Below are 20025 nucleotides of genomic sequence, written 5' to 3' on the forward strand. Positions count from 1 at the left end.
GGCGCATTCGAGGGGCACGCCGGAGTAGCGTCTTCAGTTCGCGGGCGACACCGCACCCGCACCACCCGAACACCCACCAGGACCGGCGATCCCACGTGAGCACCTCCTCCACCACCCGGCACAGTCCTCACCGTCACGCACGGCCGGGGACCACGGGCCCGTACCGGCTGGTGCGCACCCTGCCGGGTTCGGTGGAGCCCCCTCTCCTGGACGCGGCGCAGCGCTCGGTGGTTGATCACCCCGGCGGCCCGCTCCTGGTCCTCGCCGGCCCCGGTACGGGCAAGACCACCACGCTCGTCGAAGCCGTCGCGGCGCGGATCGCCCGGGGCGCCGACCCGGCCCGCCTGCTGATCCTCACCTTCAGCCGCAAGGCCGCCGTCGAACTGCGCGACCGGATGGCCGCCCGGCTCGGCGCCGCCCGGGGCCCGCAGGCCACCACCTTCCACTCCTTCTGTTACGCGCTCGTCCGCGCCCACCAGGACGCCGACCTCTTCGCGGACCCGCTGCGGCTGCTCTCCGGGCCGGAACAGGACGTGACCGTCCGCGACCTGCTGGCCGGCCAGCTCGACCTGGAGAAGGAGGGGCGCCCGCACATCCGCTGGCCCGACGAGCTGCGCGCCTGCCTGACCACGCGCGGCTTCGCCGACGAGGTGCGCGCGGTGCTCGCCCGCAGCCGCGAGCTGGGCCTCGCCCCGGACGCCCTCGCCGACTTCGCCCGGCGCACCGGCCGGCCCGACTGGGGAGCGGCCGCCCGCTTCCTCGCGGAGTACCTCGACGTGCTGGACGCCCAGGGCGTGCTGGACTATGCCGAGCTGGTCCACCGCGCGGTGCTGCTCGCGGAGCGCCCCGAGGTGTCGGCGCAGCTGGCCGGGGCGTACGACGCGGTGTTCGTCGACGAGTACCAGGACACCGACCCGGCCCAGGTCCGGCTGCTGCACGCGCTGGCCGGCAACCGGGGCCGCGCACCGGGGGGTGGCGGCGGGCGCGACCTGATCGCCTTCGGTGACCCGGACCAGTCGATCTACGCGTTCCGGGGCGCCGACGTGAACGGCATCCTCGACTTCCCCGAGATGTTCCGCCGCGCGGACGGCGCCCCGGCCCCGGTCGGCGTTCTCACCACCTCGCGCCGCTCCGGGGACCGGCTGCTCGCCGCCACCCGGCTGCTCACCCGGCGGATGCCGCTCACCCGGCTGCCCTCGGCGAAGGTCCGCGCCCACCGCGAGCTGCGCGCGGTCCGCGAGGGCGGCAGCGTGGAGACGTACACCTATCCGACCGCCTCCACCGAGCTGGAGAACATCGCCGACCTGCTGCGCCGCGCGCATCTGGAGGACGGGGTGCCGTGGTCGGAGATGGCGGTGCTCGTCCGGGCCGGCGGCCGCACGCTTCCCTCCCTGCGCCGGGCCCTGACCTCGGCGGGCGTCCCGCTGGAGGTCGACGGCGACGACCTGGCCCTGCGCCACGAACCGGCGGTGGGCCCCCTCCTGACAGCCCTGCGCGCGGTGGCGACGGCGGCGCTGCGGGGTGGGGCGGCCGACGGGGAGGAGGCGTCCTGGCTCGACACCGAGACCGCGCTCACCCTGCTCTCCTCCCCGCTCGGGGCGATGGACGCCGCCGATCTGCGCCGGCTCGGCCGCGCGCTGCGGGACGAGGAGCGCGCCGCCGGCAGCCGGGTGCCCGCGCCCTCCGGCGCGCTGCTGGCCCGCGCGCTCGCCGAACCGGAGCGGCTGGTGACGCACGACCCGGCGTACGCCCGGGGCGCCCAGCGCCTGGGCGCGCTGCTGCGCACGGCGCGCGAGCTGCTGGAGGCCGGAGGGACCGCCGAGGAGGCCCTGTGGGCGCTGTGGTCCGGCACCCCGTGGCCGGACCGGCTGGAGCGCGCGGCCCTGCGCGGGGGTGCCGCCGGGCGCAACGCGGACCGGGACCTCGACGCGGTCTGCGCCCTGTTCGAGACGGCCGCCCGCGCCGAGGAACGCACCGGCGGCCGGGGCGCGCTCAACTTTCTGGAGGAGGTCGACGCCCAGGACATCGCGGCCGACACCCTCTCCCGGCGCGCGGTCCGCCCCGACGCCGTCCGGCTGATGACCGCCCACCGCTCCAAGGGCCTGGAGTGGCGGCTGGTCGTCGTCGCGGGCGTGCAGGAAGGGCTCTGGCCGGACCTGCGCCGCCGGGGCTCGCTGCTCGAAGCGGACCGGATCGGCCGCGACGGCCTCGCCGAACCCCTCACGCCCGGCGCCCTTCTCGCGGAGGAGCGGCGGCTGTTCTACGTGGCGGCGACCCGCGCCCGCGAGCGCCTGGTCGTCACCGCGGTCAAGGCCCCCGCCGACGACGGCGACCAGCCCTCCCGCTTCCTCGCCGAGCTGGGCGTCGAACCCCGGGACGTCACCGGCCGTCCGCGCCGCCCGCTGTCCGTCGCCGCGCTCGTCGCCGAGCTGCGCGCCACCACCGTCGACCCCGCCGCGTCCGACGCGCTGCGCGAGGAGGCCGCCCGCCGCCTCGCCCGGCTGGCGGCGCTCACGGACGAGGAGGACCGGCCGCTCGTGCCCTCCGCGCACCCGTACCGCTGGTGGGGCCTGTACGAGCCGACCCGCTCAGCCGTACCGCTGCGCGACCGGGACCTGCCCGTCACCCTCTCCGGCAGCGCGCTCGACCAGCTCGCCAACACCTGCGCGCTCCAGTGGTTCCTGGGCCGCGAGGTCAAGGCCGACGAGCCCGCGACCGCCGCCCAGGGCTTCGGCAACGTCGTCCACGTCCTGGCCGACGAGGTGGCCTCCGGCCGTACGCCCGCCGATCTGGCCGTCCTCATGGAACGGCTCGACTCGGTCTGGGACGGGCTCGTCTTCGACGCCCCCTGGAAGTCGCACCAGGAGAAGGAGCAGGCGCGCGCCGCCCTCGAACGCTTCCTGCGCTGGCACGTCATGGACCGGGCCGGCCGCACACCCGTCGCCAGTGAGCACGACTTCGACGTGACGCTGGAGGCGGGGGAGTACGAGGTGCGCATCCGGGGCTCGATGGACCGCGTCGAGCGGGACGCCGAGGGCCGGGCCTACGTCGTCGACTTCAAGACCGGCAAGCAGGCCCCGACGAAGGACGAGGTCCAGCGTCACCCCCAGCTCGCCGTTTACCAGGTGGCGGTGCGGGAAGGCGCGGTCGACGACGCCTTCGGCGGTACGCGGCCCGAGCCGGGCGGCGCCGAACTCGTACAGCTGCGCCAGGCCGCCCCCAAGAAGGAGGGCGGCGACACCGCGCCCAAGGTGCAGGCGCAGGCGCCGCCCGACTCGGAGTGGGTCTCCGGCCTGCTGGCGACCGCCGCGGGCCGGGTCCTGGACGAGCGGTTCACCCCCACGACCGGCCAGCACTGCGGGCACTGCGCCTTCAAGGCGTCGTGCAGCGCGCAGCCGGAGGGGCGGCACGTCCTGGAGTAGCCCAGGAGATCAGTGCTTGCGGGCCACCAGGCCATAGACACTGACATCGGCGTCGGTGACGTCGTTGATGTCCTGGTAGCGCGTACGGTCCAGCTCGTCCAGGCCCGCCACGAACTCGGGGTCGGGGTTGTGGGCCTCCGGCAGGTCGACGACCCGCTCGGGACGCCAGCGGTGCACGGCGACGATGCCGGGGTCGAGCAGTTCCAGGCCGTTGTCGGTGACGAAGCGTTCCATCTGGGCGTACGACCGGCGCACCATGGCGAAGCCGCGCTCCTTGAAACCCTTCGTGATGCTGCCGACCTGCTCCGGGTTGAGGTCCGAGCTGACGTTGCTCAGGACGAGGACGCTGCCGGGGGCCAGCGCGTCCACAAGCTTCTTCACGACCGGGTACGCCGTCTCGTCCTCGATGAAGTGCGTCACGGCCGCGAGGACCAGGGTGACCGGGCGGTCGAAGTCGAGGGTGCGGCGGGCGGCCTCCAGGATGCGGTCCGGGTCGCGCAGATCCGCCTCGATGTAGTCGGTACGGCCCTCGGGACCGCTGGTGAGCAGGGCCTGCGCGTGGACGAGGACCACGGGGTCGTTGTCCACGTAGACCACGCGCGACTCGGGCGCGATGCCCTGCGCGATCTGGTGCACGTTCGCCTGCGTCGGCAGTCCGGTGCCGATGTCCAGGAACTGCCGGATGCCGTCGTTGGCCGCGAGGGTCACCGCGCGCCGCATGAAGTCCCGGTTGTGCCGCACGGTGAGGTAGCCGCGCGGATTGGCGGCCAGCGCCATGGCGGCGGCCTCGCGGTCGGCCGGGTAGTTGTCCTTGCCGCCGAGGAAGACGTCGTAGACCCGTGCCGGGTGCGCCTTCGTCGTGTCGATGCGCTTCCTGAGCCCGGTGGCGTCAGGGGCGGGTGCGTCGGCGCTCATATGACCGTCCTCGTAAGGCTGTTGGTGCGACAAGCAGACAATTTAGACCTGTTCCGGTGTGACGTGTGCCACCGGGAGAGGGAGGCGGATGCGGGATCCGCGGCTTCGTGGGTTGTCGGTGGCGCCGGTTAGCCTCTGTGGAGTGTCCCCGCGCCTCACCGATCCCGAGCAGCTCAAGGAGCTTCTGGGCATCCCCTTCACCCCGGAGCAGACGGCCTGCATCACCGCGCCGCCCGCCCCGCAGGTGATCGTGGCCGGAGCCGGTTCGGGGAAGACCACGGTGATGGCCGCCCGCGTGGTGTGGCTGGTCGGCACCGGCCAGGTGGCCCCCGAGCAGGTCCTCGGACTCACCTTCACCAACAAGGCGGCCGGTGAGCTGGCCGAGCGCGTACGCAAGGCACTCGTCGCCGCCGGAGTCACCGACCCGGACGTGATCGACCCGGACAACCCCCCGGGCGAGCCCGGCATCTCCACGTACCACGCCTTCGCCGGGCGGCTGCTGACCGAGCACGGGCTGCGCATCGGGCTCGAACCGGGCGTCCGCCTCCTCGCCGACGCCACCCGCTACCAGCTCGCCGCCCGCGTGCTGCGCGAGGCCCCCGGCCCCTACCCCGCACTGACCAGGTCCTTCCCCACCCTCGTCAGCGACCTGCTCGCGCTCGACGCCGAGCTGGCCGAACACCTCGTACGCCCCGAACAGCTCGACGCGCACGACACCGAGCTGCTGCGCACGCTGGAGACGGCCCGGCTCAGCAACGCCGAACTGCGCAAGATCCCCGAGGCCGCCGGGGCCCGCCGCGAACTGCTCGCGCTGACCCGGCGCTACCGCGAGGCGAAGCGGAGCCGCGACCTCCTCGACTTCGGCGACCAGATCGCCCGCTCCGCAGAGCTGGCCCTCACCCGCCCCGAGGTCGGCGCGATCCTGCGCGACGAGTACCGCGTCGTCCTGCTCGACGAGTACCAGGACACCTCCGTCGCCCAGCGGCTCCTGCTCTCCGCCCTCTTCGGCAGCGGCCCCGGTACCGGCCCGACCGGGCACGCCGTCACCGCCGTCGGTGACCCCTGCCAGGCCATCTACGGCTGGCGCGGTGCCTCCGTCGCCAACCTCGACGACTTCCCGCACCACTTCCCGCACGCCGACGGCACCCCCGCCACCCGCTACGCGCTGAGCGAGAACCGCCGCAGCGGAGGCCGCCTCCTCCACCTCGCCAACGGGCTCGCCGCGCCCCTGCGCGCCATGCACGAGGGCGTCGAGGCCCTGCGCCCCGCCCCCGGCGCCGAGCGCGACGGCCTCGTCCGCTGCGCACTGCTGCCCACCCACACCGAGGAGATCGCCTGGCTCGCGGACTCGATCGCCCACCTCGTGCGCACCGGCAAGGCACCCGGCGAGATCGCCGTCCTGTGCCGCACCGCCGGTGACTTCCCGGAGATCCAGGCCGCGCTGGTCGCCCGCGACATCCCGGTCGAGGTCGTCGGCCTCTCCGGGCTGCTCCACCTCCCCGAGGTCGCGGACCTCGTCGCCGTCTGCGAAGTGCTCCAGGACCCGGGGGCCAACGCCGCCCTCGTCCGCCTGCTCACCGGCCCCCGCTGGCGGATCGGCCCCCGCGACCTGGCCCTGCTCGGCCGCCGGGCCCGCCTCCTCGTCCACCGCGCCGCCCACGGCGACGACGAGGACTTCGACCCCGACCGCAGGCTCGCCGAGGCCGTCGAGGGGGTCGACCCGGCCGAGGTGATCTCCCTCGCCGACGCCCTGGACACCTTCCTGGACGCGGGCGGCGAGGAGGACGACCGGCTTCCGTTCTCCGCCGAGGCCCGGATCCGCTTCGCCCGCCTCGCCGCCGAACTGCGCGACCTGCGCCGCTCGCTCGCCGACCCCCTGATGGACGTCCTGCACCGGGTCCTGGCCACCACCGGCCTGGAGGTCGAGCTCTCCGCGTCCCCGCAGGCGCTCGCCGCCCGCCGTCGCGAGACGCTGGGCAACTTCCTCGACGTCGCCGCCCGCTTCGCCGCCGTCGACGGCGAGGCCACACTGCTCGCCTTCCTCGGCTTCCTGCGCACCGCCGCCCAGTACGAGAAGGGCCTCGACAACGCGCTGCCCGGCGGCGAGAACACCGTCAAGGTCCTCACCGCCCACAAGTCCAAGGGCCTGGAATGGGACGTCGTCGCGGTGCCCGGACTGGTCACCGGCCAGTTCCCCAGCGGCCAGTCCCGCGACGCCTGGACCTCCCAGGCCAAGGTCCTCCCGCACGCCCTGCGCGGCGACACCGCCACGCTGCCCGCCCTGCACACCTACGACGCCAAGGGCCTCAAGGGCTTCAAGGAGGAGATGAAGGAGCACCAGCACACGGAGGAGCTGCGCCTCGGCTACGTCACCTTCACCCGCCCCCGCACGCTGCTGCTCGGCTCCGGCCACTGGTGGGGCCCCAGCCAGAAGAAGCCGCGGGGCCCGTCCCCCTTCCTGCACGCGCTGTACGAGCACTGCGCCGCCGGGTACGGGGAGATCGACGCGTGGGCGGACGAGCCCGCCGAGACCGACGAGAACCCCGCCCTGGCCGAGGCGTCCGCCGATCACGCCTGGCCGCTCCCGCTGGACGACACCGCCCTGGCCCGCCGCAGGGCCGCCGCGGACACGGTGCTGCGACTGCTGGCGGAGGGGGAGACGCCGGTCCCGGACGCCGAGCCTCTTGCCGACGACGCGCTGTTCCCCGACGACGCGCCGTTCCCCGACGAGGACCCCTTCTCCGACGAGCCGCCCTTCCCCGACGAGGCTCCATTCGGCGACGACGCGCCGCCCCCGGCGGCGCAGTGCTCGTACAGCGCGTGCAGGAAGCCCCCGCCCGGCTCACCCCCGAGGAGGCCCGCACCCTCGCCTCCTGGGACCGGGACCTGGACGCGCTGGCCGGGGAGCTGCGCCGGGCCCGCGCCACCGTGCGCGACGTGCTCGTCCCCGCCTCGCTCTCCGCCACCCAGCTGCTGCGCCTCGCCGACGACCCCGACGGCTTCGCCCGGGAGCTGGCCCGGCCCATGCCCCGCCCGCCGCAGCCGGCCGCCCGCCGGGGCACCCGCTTCCACGCCTGGGTGGAGTCCCGCTTCGAGGAACTGCCGCTGCCCATGCTCGGCCCCGACGAGCTGCCCGGCGGCGACGAGAGCGACGCCGACATCGCGGACGAACAGGATCTCGCCGCGCTGAAGGAAGCCTTCGAGCGGACCCCGTACGCCCGCCGCACCCCGCACCGCGTGGAGACGCCGTTCCAGATCACGCTGGCCGGCCGGGTGATCCGGGGCCGTATCGACGCTGTGTACCGCACCGGGGACACGTACGAGATCGTCGACTGGAAGACCAGCCGCACCCACACCGCCGACCCGCTCCAGCTCGCCGTCTACCGGCTGGCCTGGGCCGAACTGCACGGGCTGCCACTCTCCGACGTCACGGCCACCTTCCTCTTCGTGCGCAGTGGCGAGGCTGTGCGCCCCGCCTCCCTGCCGGGCCGCCCGGAGCTGGAGCGCATCCTCCTGGACGAGCCACCTCCGTCGGACGGATAAGCTGAAGGTCATGAGCGACACCCCGGACAGCGCTGTCCGTACGTACACCGAGCAGCACCGCACAGCCTTCCTCGACGACCTTTCCGAGTGGCTGCGCATCCCCTCCGTATCCGCTCAGCCGGAGCACGAGGGCGACGTACGGCGCAGCGCCGAGTGGCTGTCGGCCAAGCTGAAGGAGACCGGCTTCCCGGTCACCGAGATCTGGGAGACGGACGGGGCACCCACCGTCTTCGCCGAGTGGCCGTCCGAGGACCCCGCCGCCCCCACCGTCCTGGTGTACGGACACCACGACGTGCAGCCCGCGGCCCGCGAGGACGGCTGGAGCACCGAGCCGTTCGAGCCGGTGATCCGCGACGGCCGGATGTACGGGCGCGGCGCGGCCGACGACAAGGGGCAGGTGTTCTTCCACACCCTCGGCGTCCGGGCCCACCTCGCCGCCACCGGCCGCAGCACCCCCGCCGTGCACCTCAAGCTGGTCGTCGAGGGCGAGGAGGAGTCGGGCTCGCCGCACTTCCGCGAGCTGGTCGAGCGGCACGCCGACCGCCTCGCCGCCGACGTCGTGATCGTCTCCGACACCGGCATGTGGAACGAGACCACGCCGACCGTCTGCACCGGGATGCGCGGCCTCGCCGAGTGCGAGATCGAGCTGCACGGACCCGCGCAGGACATCCACTCGGGCTCGTTCGGCGGCGCCGTGCCCAACCCGGCGACCGAGATCGCTCGCCTCGTCGCGGCGCTCCACGACACGGACGGACGGGTCGCGGTCCCCGGCTTCTACGACGGCGTGGCCGAACTCACCGACACCGAACGCGTCCTCTTCGCCGAGCTGCCGTTCGACGAGGCCGACTGGCTGCGCACCGCCAAGTCCCGGGTCGCCTCCGGCGAGGCGGGGTACTCCACACTGGAGCGGATCTGGGCCCGCCCGACCGCCGAGGTCAACGGCATCGGCGGCGGCTACCAGGGCGCCGGCAGCAAGACGATCATCCCCTCGTCCGCCCGCGCCAAGATCAGCTTCCGCCTGGTGGCCGGCCAGGACCCCGACCACATCCAGCAGGTCGTACGGGCCTGGGCCGAGGCCCGTATCCCGGCCGGAATCAGCCACCGGATCACCTTCCTGCCCGCCACCCGGCCCTGTCTGACGCCCCTGGACCACCCGGCGCTCCAGGCCGTGGTCCGGGCCATGGGCCGGGCGTTCGGCCGGAAGGTCCTGTTCACCCGGGAAGGAGGCTCGGGACCCGCCGCCGACCTCCAGGACGTGCTCGGCGCGCCCGTCCTCTTCCTCGGCATCTCCGTACCGTCCGACGGCTGGCACGCCCCCGACGAGAAGGTCGAACTGGACCTGCTGTTCAAGGGCGTCGAGACAGCCGCCCACCTCTGGAGCGACCTGGCGGCCGCCCTCCGCTGAATTCTCTGACGCCCGATCCATCCCGGGGGAGTAGGAAGCACCTGTGAGCACCTTCGACAACGCCACCACGGACCGGCCCATCGGTCTGACCGCGCCGAGCGGCATCGACCGCGCGGCGCACCACCGCCTCGACGAGGCATGGCTGTCCGCCGCGTGGAGCCACCCGACGACCCGGGTCTTCGTGGTCTCCGGGGGCCAGGTGCTGATCGACGACACCGACGACGGCACCGAACTCGTGATGACGCCCGCCTTCGAGGCACCCGTCACCGAGACCCACCGCTACTTCCTCGGCACCGACGCGGACGGCGTCAGCTACTTCGCGCTCCAGAAGGACACGCTGCCGGGCCGCATGGACCAGTCGGCGCGCCCGGCCGGGCTGCGTGAGGCGGGCCTGCTGCTCGGCCCCCGCGACGCCGGCCTGATGGTGCACGCGGTGGCCCTGGAGAACTGGCAGCGGCTGCACCGCTTCTGCTCCCGCTGCGGCGAGCGCACGGTCATCGCGGCGGCCGGCCACATCCGCCGCTGCCCGGCCTGCGGCGCCGAGCACTACCCGCGCACCGACCCGGCGGTCATCATGCTCGTCACCGACGACCAGGACCGCGCGCTGCTCGGCCGCCAGGTCCACTGGCCCGAGGGCCGCTTCTCCACGCTCGCCGGATTCGTCGAGCCGGGTGAGTCGATCGAGCAGTCCGTGGCGCGCGAGGTCTTCGAGGAGGCGGGCGTCACGGTCGGCGAGGTCGAGTACGTCGCCAGCCAGCCCTGGCCCTTCCCGTCGAGCCTGATGCTGGGCTTCATGGCCCGTGCCACGACGTTCGACATCAACGTGGACGGCGAGGAGATCGAGGAGGCGCGCTGGTTCTCCCGCGAGGAGCTGACCACCGCCTTCGAGTCGGGCGAGATCCTGCCGCCGTTCGGCATCTCGATCGCCTCCCGGCTGATCGAGCTCTGGTACGGCAAGCCGCTTCCGAAGCCGGTGCGCGCGGCCGTCTGACCGGGCCCGGACACACCGCCGCCCCCTCCGGTGCGCTGACCGGAGAGGGCGGGCGGATGCGGGGCGCGGGCAGGATCAGACCGCGAGGGCCTGCTTCACCTGGGCCAGGCTCGGGTTCGTCATGACGACGTCCTCGCCGCCGCCGGCGGGGACGACCAGCACGGTCGGGACCGTCTGGTTTCCGCCATTGGCCTTCTCGACGAAGGCCGCCGACTCCGGGTCCTGCTCGATGTTGATCTCGGTGTAGGCGATGCCCTCGCGGTCCATCTGCCCCTTCAGCCGACGGCAGTAGCCGCACCACGTGGTGCTGTACATCGTCACAGTGCCCGGCATGTCTTCGCGCTCCTCTGTCTCATCGGTCCCGGCAGATCCCGTCACGCCCGGGGGCCCGTGTCACGTCTCGTGTGTCACACAGGGGCCTGGCGTGCGGTGCCGCACGTCAGGTGAACGTACGGGGTCCGGCCGCCATTCCCGGCGCCGGGGCCCTTGCGGGACGGGGCCCGCGCGCCCCGGACGGCGCCCCCGGCATTAGTACGACGGATACCTCACCCCTGTGGACAACCACCGCGCCCGTCCTCTGCGACCTGGCAGCATGGCGGGGTGACATCAGCGACGCACTCCACCCTCTTCCCCCGGGTCCCCGACTCAGCGGACGCCGTCCTCGACGGGCTCGACCCCGAGCAGCGCGAGGTCGCCACGGCCCTGCGGGGCCCGGTGTGCGTGCTGGCCGGGGCCGGTACGGGCAAGACGCGGGCGATCACGCACCGCATCGCCTACGGAGTGCGTGCGGGGATACTCCAGCCGGCCAGCGTCCTGGCCGTCACGTTCACCAACCGGGCGGCCGGCGAGATGCGCGGCCGGCTGCGCCAGCTGGGCGCGGGCGGCGTGCAGGCACGGACGTTCCACTCCGCCGCACTGCGCCAGCTTCAGTACTTCTGGCCGAAAGCAGTCGGTGGCCAGCTGCCCAGGCTCGTGGAGCGCAAGGTCCAGCTGGTGGCCGAGGCGGCGGCCCGCTGCGGCATCCGGCTCGACCGCAACGAGCTGCGCGACGTGACGGGCGAGATCGAGTGGGCCAAGGTCACCCAGACCGTCCCCGCCGACTACCCGGCCGTGGTCGCCAAGGCCCAGCGGGACGCCCCGCGCGATCCGGCGGAGATCGCCAAGGTCTACGAGACCTACGAGGAGCTGAAGCGCGAGCGCACGGTGATCGACTTCGAGGACGTGCTGCTCCTGACCGTCGGCATCCTCCAGGACCGGCACGACATCGCCGACCACATCCGCCGCCAGTACCAGCACTTCGTGGTCGACGAGTACCAGGACGTGAGCCCGCTCCAGCAGCGGCTTCTCGACCTCTGGCTCGGCGACCGGGACAGCCTCTGCGTCGTCGGCGACGCCGGCCAGACGATCTACTCCTTCACCGGGGCCACCCCCGACCACCTCCTCAACTTCCGCGCCCGCCACCCCGGCGCCACGGTCGTCAAGCTCGTCCGCGACTACCGCTCCACGCCGCAGGTGGTCCACCTGGCCAACGGGCTGCTCTCCCAGGCCACCGGCCGGGCCGCCGAGCACCGCCTCGACCTGGTCTCCCAGCGCGAGGGCGGCCCCGAGCCCGCCTTCGTGGAGTACGCGGACGAGCCCGCCGAGGCCGAGGGCACCGCCCGCCGTATCCGCGATCTGATCGCCGCGGGCGTCCCGGCCGGCGAGATCGCGGTGCTCTACCGGATCAACGCCCAGTCCGAGGTCTACGAGCAGGCCCTCGCGGACGCGGGCGTCCCCTACCAACTGCGGGGAGCCGAGCGGTTCTTCGAGCGCGCCGAGGTCCGGGAGGCGGGCATCGCCCTGCGCGGCGCGGCCCGCGCGGGGGGCAACGACTCCCTGCTGGACCAGGCGGAGGGCCTGCCCGCCGAGGTGCGTGCGGTGCTCTCCACGAAGGGCTGGCGCAGCGAGCCGCCCGCCGGCTCCGGAGCGGTGCGCGACCGCTGGGAGTCCCTGGCCGCCCTCGTCAGGCTCGCGGAGGACTTCGAACGGGCCAAGCCCGGGGCGACCCTCTCCGACCTGGTCGCCGAGCTCGACGAGCGGGCCGCCGCCCAGCACGCCCCCACGGTCCAGGGCGTCACACTGGCCTCGCTCCACTCGGCGAAGGGCCTGGAGTGGGACGCCGTGTTCCTGGTCGGGCTGACCGAGGGCATGATGCCGATCACCTACGCCAAGACGGAGGAGCAGATCGAGGAGGAGCGCCGGCTGCTGTACGTCGGCGTCACCCGGGCCCGCTTCCACCTCGCGCTCTCGTGGGCACTGTCCCGGTCGCCCGGCAGCCGGCCCGGACGGCGGCCGACCCGCTTCCTGAACGGGCTCCGCCCCGGCTCCACGGCCCCCGGCGGCCGGAGCGCGTCGGGTGGGCCGGGCGGCTCGCAGGCTCAGGGCTCCGCGGGCTCCTGGAGCGGCCGGGGCGGCGCGGCCGGCCCGGGGGGCGACGGCCGTCCGGGCGCGGCCGGGCGGAAGCCCCGGGGGCCCGCCCGGTGCCGGGTCTGCGGCAGGACGCTGACGGACGCGGGCGAGATGAAGCTGATGCGCTGCGACGGCTGCCCGTCCGACATGGACGAGGCGCTGTACGAGCGCCTCCACGACTGGCGGGCGGTCCGCGCGCGGGAGATCGGCCAGCCCGCCTACTGCGTGTTCACCGACCGGACGCTGACGGCCATCGCGGAGGCGGTGCCCGGCTCCGAGGGCGAACTGGCCGGGATCCCCGGGGTCGGCGCGCGGAAGCTGGGCCGCTTCGGCGCCGCCGTTCTCGACATCTGTGCAGGTGGGGACGGGTACGGAGGCGACGAGGACACCGCCGGAGAGATGTGAGAAAAACTCGTCGAAAAAATAGTTTGCGCCCGCCCCAGTCATCACCATAGGTTCTTAACCACGGAAACAGCGGCTTCTCTGAAGCCCTGGCTCCGTGCTGTACTTATCCGAATACGCAGGACCGGCTTGCCGGTCCCCCCGAGACGCCGAGAGGAGGCGATTGAAGTGATCAGCATCATCGAGACCAACAAAATGACCGATCTCTCGGTCGTCTCCGCCTGCTCGCTCGGCCTTCTCGCCCGCTCCCCGAAGTCCTCCCTGCGTGCCACCGGTGTGTCCGGCGTCTCCGCCGTCATTCCGATGTCCCTGGCCGGTCTTCCCGTGCGGGAGCGCAATGAGCGACCGACCCAGGCACCGGCAGCAGCAGTAGCGAAGGGACAGGCCCAGGCCTATGCCTTTGCGGCCGTCGGTGCGGGAGCGGAAGCCGGCGTCACCGAGCAGACGAAGCACCACCACACGATGTGGGCCTTCCGTGGGCCTGAACCCTGGAGTGATCCAGCCTGATCCAGCATCAGGCCGGCGCCTTCAGGGCCGCGGAACCCCACTCGGGATCCGCGGCCCTTTTGTTTTGTCCCAACGGACGAGACAGCGCGAAGGAGCCTCGGGACAAGCAGGACCTGGTACCAGCCGCCCCCCGGCCAACAGGCCGGAAACGACCAGACGAGGACACCACCACCGTGCAACTCGAAACGCACGCCCCGTCCGTACCGCCTTCCGACACGATCTCCCCGCCCGGCCTCACGGAGGACTCCGCCTTGACCCCCCTTACCGCGCTCACCGCGCTCGACGACGCCATCGAGAACCTCGGTGTGCCCGTCCCCTGCCGTGCCTATGACCCGGAGGTCTTCTTCGCCGAGTCGCCGGCCGACGTCGAGTACGCCAAGTCCCTCTGCCGCACCTGCCCGCTCGTCGAGGCCTGCCTCGCCGGCGCCAAGGAGCGCCGCGAGCCGTGGGGCGTCTGGGGTGGCGAGCTCTTCATCCAGGGCGTCGTCGTGGCCCGGAAGCGGCCGCGTGGCCGTCCGCGCAAGAACCCGGTCGCGGCGTGACCGCCGATCTGGGGGTCATGGCCCCCAAGCCCATGAAGCGCATCGGAACCATCGACCGTCCCCTGACCCACGACCCCCGAAACCAGGCTCCAATGACCATCCCCACGTCCGAGCCCGTCGGCTCCGCGACCCAAGACGTCACCACCATCGGCGCGAACGACTCGCGTCAGAACAGGACCCGCGAAATGCAACTCATCCCAGAAGCCCTGGCCCGTGCGCATATGCACGACCGCATGCGTGAAGCCGACGCGGAACGTCAGGCCGTGCGCCTGATCTCCGCCCGGCGGATGCAGCGCCGGGCGGAGCGCGCCTCGATGCGCGCCCGCCGCGCGCTGGCCATGGCCGTCATGCACTGAGCCACCGGCCGGCCACGGAGGCCTCCACCCGGACGCGGCCGCTCTCCGCGTCCGGGCACACCCGCCTCGGCGCAGCCGCTCTCCGCGCCCGGCGGGAAGCGCCTTCCCGCAGCACCCCGCGCAGCGGTACCCCCGCCAGCAGGACCCCTACCCCGGGGCCGGTCCGTCCGACGGACCGGCCCCGGGGTCGTTCCGGAACCACCTCGGGATTCGTTCCGGATCACCCCCGGAGTCGTTCCGGCTGTATGCCTCGGCTATCCGGCGTCCACCGTCGTGGAGGCCGCCTGCTCCGCCTCGGCGTCCTGCTGCTCCGGCAGGAGATCCCGCGCCTCCGCCTCGTCCTCCGGCGGGAGGAACCCCGGCAGCCAGGACTCGAGTTCGTCGCGGAGCCGGACCGTGGCGCCGAGCTGGCACAGCACCCCGATCGTGCTCAGCGTCACCCGGTGTATCAGCAGATAGGAGGGCGGCAGGTTCAACTGCTTGCCCAACTGGTGGGCGGGGGAGCGCGGATCGGCTATCCGGGCGGCCTGCCGCCGCAGCCAGCTCCGGCTGAACGCGAACTCCTCCACCTCGGCCGGCTCGATGATCGGCAGGAGGTAGTCGAGCACCGCGTCCGGCTCCAGGTCGATGGAATCCTTGACGAACCCCTCCGCCCGCAGCATCTCGTAGACCGCGTCGGCGTCACCTTGCAGTGTCAGCCGCAACGCGTCCCCGATGGTCTGCGGCAGCCCGCCCGGCAGCCGGTCCACCGTCCCGAAGTCGAGTACACCCAGCCGCCATGGGGCCGTGTCCGCGACCTCGCCGGGCTCGTCCGGAGCGGCCTCCTGGGCAGGGTCCAGGTCCGCGTTCGCGGCCGGGGGCAGCAGCCGGAAGTTTCCCGGATGCGGGTCGGCGTGCAGCAGCCCCGTGCGCGCCGGGCCTGAGAAGAGGAACCGGGCGAGCAACTGGCCGGCCCGGTCGCGCTGCCCGTCCGTGCCGTCGGCGATCACATCGGCCAGCGGGACACCGCCGATCCACTCGGTGACCAGCACCTGCGCGGACTGGTGGACCACCCCGGGGACCACGACATCGGGATCGTCGGCGAACTCCTCGGCGTGCGCCCGCTGGGAACGCGCCTCCTGCTCGTAGTCCAGCTCCTCCGAGACCCGGTCGCGCAGCTCCGTGATGAGCGGCTTGATGTCCATGCCCGGGATCAGCGGGCCCAGCAGCCGGGCGAACCGGCTGAGCTGGGTCAGGTCCGAGAGCAGCGCCTCGCCCGCGCCCGGGTACTGCACCTTGACGGCCACGTCCCGGCCGTCGTGCCACACCGCCCGGTGCACCTGGCCGATCGAGGCGGCGGCCGACGGCGTGTCCTCGAACGTCAGGAACAGCTCCCGCCAGTCCTCGCCGAGCCGCTCCGCCAGCACCGCGTGCACCGTGGCGCTCGGCATGGGCGGGGCCGCCTCCTGGAGTTTGGTGAGGGCCGCGCGATAGGGGCCCGCCACCTCCTCGGGAAGCGCCGACTCGAAGACGGACAGGGCCTGGCCGAGCTTCATCGCCCCGCCCTTCAGCTCCCCGAGGACCTTGAAGAGCTGATCGGCGGTGCGCTGCTGCACCTCGCGCGCCACCAGCTCCGCCGACTTCCCGCCGATGCGCTTGCCCAGGCCCCAGGTGGCACGGCCGGCGAACCCCAAAGGCAGCGCGGCCAGCTTGGCGGTACGGGTGACCGCCTTCCGGGGAAGATCAGACATAAGCCCCTCCAATTCCCAGACTGCCGCGCTGCGTGCGGCGGTTACCCGGCCATTGTGTCGTGCGCCGTGCCGGCCCCGGAGGCGCGGACCCCTTCAGTGTGACCGGCGGCCCCACAGGAACAGTCGAGGTGCGCCCCGATCCGTTCCGACCTCCAGTCCAACAGCGGCAGCGCCGCTTCCCACCGGGCGCCGGTACTCGCGGGCAGCTCGCCGTCCAGGAATGCCAGCGCGTGCGCCGCCGCGAGACCCGCCACCGCCGTCGCCAGCCCCAGGTCGCACGCCTGCACGGCGCCCCGCCGTCCGGACTGCCACTGCGCCAGCATGCGCGGCCACTGCGCGTCCCGGTCCAGCCGGTTCAGGTGCAGGCAGCCCGCGCAGGCCGTGCCTCCTGGCAGGACCAGAGGCCCGACGAACCCGGTGGCCTCGATCACGCCCGCGTACAGATGTGGGGTGCCCGAGGTGATCCAGGGCTCGGCGGTGCCCGGATCGGGGACGTATCCGCAGAAGCCGTCGCGCGGGGCGACCACGATGAGGGACAGCCCCGGCTCCCGCCCGGCCGGACCGGCACCCGCCGCCCCGGGCGCCCGCGGGCCCGGACCGGGCGCGGAGCGGCGGACCAGCTGCCGGGCCGCCATGTCCCTGCGCTCCCCGACGGCGGAGGCGGGCAGCCCGCCCGGCGCCACGTCACCCGGCTCCGCGCACCCTCCGTCCAGCACCTCGACCCGCCCCACCCCGGCTCCGGAGAGCACCGCCGCGACGGCCGCGCCGACCCGCCCCGCGCCCCGGACCTGCACACGCATCGAGCGACGGGCGGCGAGCCTGCGCAGGGCGCCGCCTGGTTCGGGGTGAACGACCGAGAGCGACGCCAGATCGGGGCGGTGACGCTCCAGGACGTCCGTCCGGCTGCGCAGCGCTTCGGCCTCGGCGCCGCCCGCCCGTACGTCGTCGACCAGACCGGCGTTCATCAGCCGCCTCACCAGCGCGTCCGCATGACGTTCGCTCAGGTCCAGCGCCCTGGCCTCCTCGTGCAGCAGAGGCATGCCTCTGGTGCCGTCGAGCAGTTCCATGAAACAGCCCGTGGCGATATCCATCGGGCCGACCTTCACCGCATGTGCGGGCGTCACTCCGAATTGCACGGTGCCCCGGCCCCGCCAAGCGCGGCGCAGTGCGGGCTTCAACATCGGATGCACGGCTTCCCCCGGTCTGTGTCGCTGTGTGACTGCTGTGCGAGTTCCTTTGCCAGAATGCAGCGGCCCGCCGAGGCGTGCGAAAAGTTATCCACAGGCGTGGGTATTAGTCGTTCAAATGGTGCAAGGCATGGAGCCGATCATGGAGAACCGTCCCGGAGGCGGGACTTCCCGTACACACAGCGGGTAACGTCGGGGCGTGCCCGCCGACACGTCGCCCGGCTTCGCCGGGGACCCTCCCGTGCCCGGCGCCGGATCCCGCCGGCGCGGCGCGAATCCTGCCCGCCGCGCCCCGGCGACGAGCGCGGTCGAGGTCCGCAGAAGCGCGCGCCGCAGCAGAACGGTCTCCGCCTACCGCGAGGGCGACCGCACGATCGTGCTCATCCCCGCCCGGATGTCCGAGGCCGAGGAGCAGCGCTGGGTGAGTGTGATGCTCGACAAGCTCGCCGCCCAGGAGAACCGGCGCGTCCTCGGTGACACCGAGCTGGCCGAGCGGGCGGAGCGGCTGTCCGCCCAGTACTTCGAGGGCCGGGCCCGGCCCGTGTCGGTGCGGTGGGTGACCAACCAGAACACCCGGTGGGGCTCCTGCACCCCGGCGGAGGGCAGCATCCGGCTGTCGCACCGGCTGCAGGGCATGCCGGAGTACGTCGTGGACTACGTGCTCGTCCATGAACTGGCGCATCTCCTGGTGCCCGGCCACGGACCGCGGTTCTGGCGGCTGCTGGAGGCCTACCCCCGTACCGAGCGGGCCCGCGGCTATCTGGAGGGAGTGGTGGCGGCCGACCGGCTGCCGCACCTGCCGGCCGCGCGCGGCGAGTGACACCTGGTGGCACCGGGTGAGCGGAGTCCGGTGTTTCTGTACCGGGTCTGTACCGGCTTCGCTCAATGCCGGAGTTTGCGGATAGCCTGACGCGACGCATTCACCTTCCGGATGGGGGACGGTCGTTACGCATGGCCAGGGAATTCCAACGCGGCCACAAGGCCAAGATCAGCGATCTCACGCCGGGGACGGACCTGTACGTAGGTGTGCAGATCGCCGGCCCGGGGCTGAGCTTTGACATCAGCTGCTTCGGGCTCGATGCCAATGAGCAGCTCTCCGACGACCGTTATTTCATCTTCTTCAATCAGCCGAAATCTCCCGAGGAGTCCATTCAGCTCCTCGGTGCCCAGGCCGGTGACTCCGAGTCGTTCCGCGTCACCCTGGACCGCATTCCGGCGAACATCCACAAGCTCTCCTTCACCGCGACGGTGGACGGTGCCGGACAGATGTCGCAGGTCGGGCCCGGGTACATCCGGATCGTCGCGGGCGGCGAGGAAGTCGTCAGGTACGCGTTCAACGGCTCGGAGTTCAGCACCGAGCGCGCGGTCATGCTGGGCGACTTCTATCTGAAGGACGTCTGGCGCTTCGCCGCGGTGGGCCAGGGCTTCGACGGAGGCCTGGAGGCGCTGCTGAAGAACTTCGGCGGCGAGGTCGCCGAGGAGACGCCGGCCGCCGCGCCGCAGCAGACCGGAGCCCCGTCGTTCGCGCCGCCCGCCCAGGCGGCCCCGTCGTTCGGCGCCCCGGCCGCACCGCAGGCTCCCCAGGCGCCGCAGCCCACGCCGTCCTTCGGGACCCCGCCGCCCGCCCCCGCGCCGGCGCCCACGCCGCAGCAGCAGATGCACGCCGCGCCGACGATCGTCGCCCCGATGACCCCGCCGGGCGGCACCGTGCCTCCGCCGCCCGCCCCGGCCCCGTACGGGCAGCCGGGCCAGCAGCCGCAGTTCGGGCAGCAGCCCCAGCAGCCCCAGTTCGGTCAGGTGCCGGGCCAGGCGCCCGCGCCCTACGGACAGCAGGCGCCGTCCCCGTACGGCCAGCAGCCCCCCGGCATGCCGCCGGTGGGCGGAGGCATGCCCGGCGGTGCTCCGCAGGCCGCCGGCGCAGGGCTGCAGGCCGCGCTCCAGCCGTACAAGGAGACCGCGACCGGCCAGCGCTGGACCCCGCAGAACCAGCAGCTCATGCGCGTCGACCTGACCATGGGCGGCACGGGCGTGCTGGCCCGGCAGGGCAGCATGGTGATGTACCAGGGCAAGGTCGACTTCGGCTACAAGGGCGCGGGTTTCGCCGGCCGCATGGTGGGCAACGCCACCGGCCAGGAGATGCAGCTGATGCGCTGTACCGGCCGGGGACAGGTCTTCCTCGCCGAGGAAGCCTCCCATCTGCACTCCATCGAACTGCAGGGCGACGGCATCTGCGTCTCCGCGGAGAACGTGCTCGCCTTCGACGAGTCGCTCCAGTACGAGGTCCGCCGGATCGAGGGCCACGGCATCCCCGGCGGCGCCCTGTTCACCATGCAGTTCCAGGGCACCGGCACCATCGTCGTCAAGACGCACGGTGTCCCGGTCGTCCTGCCGGTCACCCCGACCACCTTCGCCGACTGCAACGCCGTCGTCGCGTGGTCGTCCGCGTCCCAGGTGATCATCTCCAGCCAGGTCCGGCTGCGCCGCAACGCCTACCCCGGACACAGCGGGGAGACCGTGAACCTGCAGTTCCGGGGTGCGCCCGGCAACTTCATCGTCGTCCAGCCCTACGAGGTCTGA

13 protein-coding genes and 1 pseudogene are annotated in these 20025 nt (G+C 73.2%); 10 read left to right on the forward strand and 4 right to left on the reverse strand.

Annotation, left to right across the window (positions count from 1 at the left end):
- Positions 1-95 precede the first annotated feature (95 nt).
- Positions 96-3422, forward strand: a complete 3327-nt coding sequence (locus EAO73_RS08415) for an ATP-dependent helicase (RefSeq protein WP_147970774.1) — start codon at positions 96-98, stop codon at positions 3420-3422.
- Positions 3423-3431: 9 nt separating this feature from the next.
- On the opposite strand, the gene EAO73_RS08420 is transcribed toward EAO73_RS08415, so the two are convergent.
- On the reverse strand, positions 3432-4337 hold the full coding sequence (locus EAO73_RS08420; protein ID WP_147970775.1) for an SAM-dependent methyltransferase: 906 nt from the start codon (positions 4335-4337) through the stop codon (positions 3432-3434).
- A gap of 142 nt (positions 4338-4479) precedes the next feature.
- Here EAO73_RS08420 and EAO73_RS08425 point away from each other — a divergent pair.
- The 3 genes and pseudogenes from EAO73_RS08425 (at position 4480) to nudC (ending at position 10276) form a co-directional block, all read left to right on the forward strand.
- Positions 4480-7880 (forward strand): annotated as a pseudogene (locus tag EAO73_RS08425) (UvrD-helicase domain-containing protein).
- Positions 7881-7890: 10 nt separating this feature from the next.
- Positions 7891-9285, forward strand: coding sequence for a dipeptidase (locus tag EAO73_RS08430; protein ID WP_147970776.1), 1395 nt, complete (start codon positions 7891-7893; stop codon positions 9283-9285).
- 43 nt (positions 9286-9328) lie between these two features.
- A complete protein-coding gene (gene nudC / locus EAO73_RS08435) occupies positions 9329-10276 on the forward strand; it encodes an NAD(+) diphosphatase (protein ID WP_147970777.1) in 948 nt (315 codons plus the stop codon).
- Positions 10277-10351: 75 nt separating this feature from the next.
- On the opposite strand, the gene EAO73_RS08440 is transcribed toward nudC, so the two are convergent.
- The gene (locus EAO73_RS08440) at positions 10352-10609 is read right to left on the reverse strand and encodes a mycoredoxin (protein WP_147970778.1); all 258 of its coding nucleotides are present in this window, start codon (positions 10607-10609) and stop codon (positions 10352-10354) included.
- Positions 10610-10876: 267 nt separating this feature from the next.
- On the opposite strand from EAO73_RS08440, the gene EAO73_RS08445 reads away from it, so the two are divergent.
- The 4 genes from EAO73_RS08445 (at position 10877) to EAO73_RS08460 (ending at position 14531) form a co-directional block, all read left to right on the forward strand.
- Complete coding sequence (locus EAO73_RS08445; RefSeq protein WP_147970779.1) at positions 10877-13129, forward strand: ATP-dependent DNA helicase UvrD2; 2253 nt, start codon at positions 10877-10879, stop codon at positions 13127-13129.
- Positions 13130-13294: 165 nt separating this feature from the next.
- Positions 13295-13633, forward strand: coding sequence for a hypothetical protein (locus EAO73_RS08450; RefSeq protein WP_147970780.1), 339 nt, complete (start codon positions 13295-13297; stop codon positions 13631-13633).
- Between the two features lie 173 nt (positions 13634-13806).
- Positions 13807-14175 (forward strand): WhiB family transcriptional regulator, encoded by a 369-nt coding sequence (locus tag EAO73_RS08455; RefSeq protein WP_147970781.1) that lies wholly within the window; start codon positions 13807-13809, stop codon positions 14173-14175.
- A gap of 32 nt (positions 14176-14207) precedes the next feature.
- A complete protein-coding gene (locus EAO73_RS08460; protein ID WP_147971464.1) occupies positions 14208-14531 on the forward strand; it encodes a hypothetical protein in 324 nt (107 codons plus the stop codon).
- A 254-nt stretch (positions 14532-14785) separates the two neighbouring features.
- Here the strand turns inward: EAO73_RS08460 and EAO73_RS08465 are convergent, their stop codons facing one another.
- Positions 14786-16261, reverse strand: a complete 1476-nt coding sequence (locus EAO73_RS08465) for an ABC1 kinase family protein (RefSeq protein ID WP_147970782.1) — start codon at positions 16259-16261, stop codon at positions 14786-14788.
- A gap of 41 nt (positions 16262-16302) precedes the next feature.
- Positions 16303-17451 (reverse strand): ThiF family adenylyltransferase, encoded by a 1149-nt coding sequence (locus EAO73_RS08470; RefSeq protein WP_147970783.1) that lies wholly within the window; start codon positions 17449-17451, stop codon positions 16303-16305.
- 196 nt (positions 17452-17647) lie between these two features.
- On the opposite strand from EAO73_RS08470, the gene EAO73_RS08475 reads away from it, so the two are divergent.
- Both EAO73_RS08475 and EAO73_RS08480 read left to right on the forward strand, forming a co-directional pair.
- On the forward strand, positions 17648-18268 hold the full coding sequence (locus EAO73_RS08475; protein ID WP_147970784.1) for a M48 family metallopeptidase: 621 nt from the start codon (positions 17648-17650) through the stop codon (positions 18266-18268).
- A 131-nt stretch (positions 18269-18399) separates the two neighbouring features.
- Positions 18400-20025 carry a TerD family protein gene (locus EAO73_RS08480; protein WP_147970785.1) on the forward strand — a complete coding sequence of 542 codons (1626 nt, stop codon included), beginning with the start codon at positions 18400-18402 and terminating at the stop codon, positions 20023-20025.

Source organism: Streptomyces sp. col6, assembly GCF_008042035.1.
In the GTDB taxonomy this organism is placed as follows: Bacteria; Actinomycetota; Actinomycetes; order Streptomycetales; family Streptomycetaceae; genus Streptomyces.